At 44.7% G+C, this 3223-nt stretch carries 3 protein-coding genes; all 3 read right to left on the reverse strand.

Annotation, left to right across the window (positions count from 1 at the left end; genetic code table 11):
- Nucleotides 1–290: 290 nt before the first annotated feature.
- Complete coding sequence (locus RMO84_RS14540) at nt 291–965, reverse strand: MotA/TolQ/ExbB proton channel family protein (RefSeq protein ID WP_310489163.1); 675 nt, start codon at nt 963–965, stop codon at nt 291–293.
- Between the two features lie 355 nt (nt 966–1320).
- On the reverse strand, nt 1321–2703 hold the full coding sequence (locus tag RMO84_RS14545; RefSeq protein WP_310489164.1) for a DUF2330 domain-containing protein: 1383 nt from the start codon (nt 2701–2703) through the stop codon (nt 1321–1323).
- Nucleotides 2704–2841: 138 nt separating this feature from the next.
- Nucleotides 2842–3223: RnfABCDGE type electron transport complex subunit D (locus RMO84_RS14550; RefSeq protein WP_310489165.1), on the reverse strand; the 382-nt coding region annotated here is incomplete at its 5' end.

The raw sequence follows: 3223 nt of genomic DNA on the forward strand, positions 1-3223 counted from the left end.
CCAACATCCGCACAATTGATTTTTGAGTGTGTTGGGTTTCGAGGCTCTGCTTGGTGCGCTAAACCGTCGGGAGACCCGACGAGCGCGCATCCGCAACCCAACCTACAAATTTTTTTCCTTTCTTCAATAGATCGGCCCTGCTTAAAAAGGGGGACTTTAATTCCGGTTCCCCCCTTTTTAAGGGGGGCTAGGGGGGATTCTCTAGGGTTTGCGAGTGTTAATCTATACTTTTCAAACACCCTCTAAGACCTAAAGCCTAAGACCTAAAGCCTAAGACCTAAATCCTAAACTCACCGAATAAATTCTGTCTCTGGATCTTCATTCGCTTGACGTTGAAGCTTGAGCCAATGTTCGCGGTAGAGTAATTCTAACTGATTTCCCGCTCCCCGAAACAACTTGATTTGGCCGGAAGTGAAACCTTGGAACAGCCGATAGAAGCTGAGGCTGAAGATCGCCACGACCATCCCGGTAGCCGTAGAAATCAATGATTCGCTAATCCCCAATGTCACAGTCGAACCAGCCGAAGTCCCCAAATCGCCCAATTTGATGCCACTAAGCGATCGAATCAAACCGAGTACCGTGCCTAATAATCCTAACAGTGGTGCTAATGCGACGATCGATTCGAGTATCTTGTCACCTTTGCGCATAGTTGCGATCTCGTCTTCTGCGGAGGCTTCGAGTGCGAGCTTAAATGTCTCTGGATCGGGATTCATCCGCTTGAGTGGGGAGTAGAGGAATCGCCCAATTGGTTTGCGATTGCGGTCTTGTTTGGCAATCTGCGCGGCGGTATCCCACTCGTCATTAGCCCCGGCTTCGAGCACCCGCTCGACCATTTCTTCCTCTCGCCTAGTCGTCTTAAACCAAAACCACAGCCGTTCCAAAATAGTCGCTAAGGATAAAATTGATAGCCCAAATAATGGCCACATTACCGGGCCACCTTTCTCAAACAGTTCTCTAGCATCCATAATTCAACAGTTGGGAGTTAATTGTTATAGTTATTGAGGACGGGACACTTGGGCGGCGATCTCAATCGGTACAAACCACTCCAAAATGTGTCTCAATCTACAGTAACATCCAGCTTGTCAAACATATCTCGATCGCCTCAGAATATCTGGCGATCTGGTAATAGTTGCGTCGGCTGAATACCTTTCATATCAAGCATCTTGGCTAGACAACGACCTCGTAAAATGTCAGGGCTACTCACCGCTGTCTAGATGTTAATTGTCCCCCGATCTTGTCGCTTTTGTGGGCGGAGATACAATGTTTTCACTGGTGGCGCGCAGATCCAGCCAGGGCTAACAAGCTACCAACCGCCAACAATTAGTTGTCTTTCCAAACATTTTGCCAGAATGGAGTATTAGCTTCAGCTTTTTTAGGCTGAGTAATTGAGAAATCGATCTTACGATTGATGTCGCGAATACTCCAACCAGTTAGATTTGCCAACGTCCCCGCTTCTTGCTCCAATCTAGGGCGAAGAGTGCGTTGGTATTTTTTACCAGCATCACAATTAAGATTGCCTTTAAACGGATGATTCATCACATACCGACCTTGAAAATTTTCTTGGTTGCCGGTTTCTTGGAACATCAAATCTTCGGGGAATCGATCGCGAGTATAACGAACGTGCAAGCGAGTGATAAATGTATTTCCAGAAGGGATCGATCGCCGACTCGATGGAAAAGGTTTACCTGGTAAATCGCTATTATCCTGCCAAAATACACCAACATCTTTTAATTCAGTTGCAGTTGGTGGATCGCTAGAACAAGGATCGCAGTTAGAAACATTCCAAGCATACTCTAAGAAAGCAACTTTCTTCTGCTCGCGCTCGTACACTTTCTGAAAAGTCGATTTGTAAAATTCGCCAAATTCTGATTTAACATATTCTGGAATTGTCTTATCAGTAGGAATTTTGACCGTCCGATAATTGGTCAGTTCTGCTCTACCTTTAGGCGAAAGAATATAAACCACCAAATCCTGATCGCCGCGAGCATTAATCATCCCTAATCGGATCGGTAGCATGAATTTCGGCGATTCGTAAGCAATTTGCAGCGGACGCAGTACTTGATATCCAGACTTATCGAATTCTTTGAGGTCGATTTTAGCAACGAAGAATTTAAGATTTTGCTTGATATACGGACTCAGTAATGCACTCGCACCTTTAGGGATATTATAGCCACTGCGTCGCAGCCATGTTTCCAGTCCTTTAGACTCTTTTGCACTGAGGATAACTATCTCGTATTCGTTAACCTTAAATGTATCTTCAACCGTGACGCCATCTCTTCCTGCTGGTGCGCGATTTCTGGTTGCCATTGGTGCGGCTGGAGCTGTTTTCCTAGCATCCATAACAGATTCATTAAATTGTGTCGTACAAGGATCGGGATCGAAATATTCTACTAGTCGCGGTTGACTAAAAGCATCTAATTTCTCGATCGCGATGCGTTTGCCAACATGAACTTGTTCTTTTTTAATCGCAACGGGAACGGGTACCACCATCGCAAAATCTTTGATAGCACCTTGGAAATCATTAGCCATTGTAAGGATCGTGCGATCGCCATTCCGCGCGATAACGACTTGTGAGGCTTTATTAAATAATTTGGCATCAGCACCGCCAACATAAAAACCACAAAAAGCGATCGCTTGAGTCGCACAACTCAGAACGAGAATACAAGCCAGCAAGATACTAATCAGAATTCGGGAAATGTTCATTAGTTGATAATTGATAATTGATAATTGATAGCTGCCAAATGTTAAACGGATCTGTAGGGGCGGGTTTATGATATGGTTCGCAATCTTGCTAAAAATCTAGAACAAACCCGCCCTCTATTCTAGCGATCGATAACAACTCTAAGTTTTAGATATCTTCAACTCATTAGATTGCCAGTTAAAATGTGGCGCAATCCAATTCCTATCTAGCAAAATTGTCAGCGGTGACATAGCAAATAAAGCGACAAACATGGCTTCATTAATATAGAAATAATTGCGGAGAATAAATGTCAATCCTGCGATCGATATCGCCCAGACGATCCGAGTCGATCGAGCATTGGGGATCGATCGCGGATCGGTAATCATAAATAACGTAAATAGGAGCAGCGATCCACTCATTAACTTATGCAGCGAGACATCCCACGTCCACCCCAGCCAAGTATTTCTGGCAACTTCTAATAGAGCATAAGCTCCCAAAAAAGCTCCGCTCGTATCCCATCTGCCAACACGCTGAAGGACGATG

Origin of the sequence: Chamaesiphon sp. VAR_69_metabat_338 (genome assembly GCF_031423935.1) — a bacterium.
Lineage (GTDB): Bacteria > Cyanobacteriota > Cyanobacteriia > Cyanobacteriales > Chamaesiphonaceae > Chamaesiphon.

Excerpts from the sequence above, each read along its gene's own strand:
- RMO84_RS14540 (WP_310489163.1), bottom strand. The coding sequence starts at position 965 with ATGGATGCTAGAGAACTGTTTGAGAAAGGTGGCCCGGTAATGTGGCCA.
- RMO84_RS14545 (WP_310489164.1), bottom strand. The coding sequence starts at position 2,703 with ATGAACATTTCCCGAATTCTGATTAGTATCTTGCTGGCTTGTATTCTC.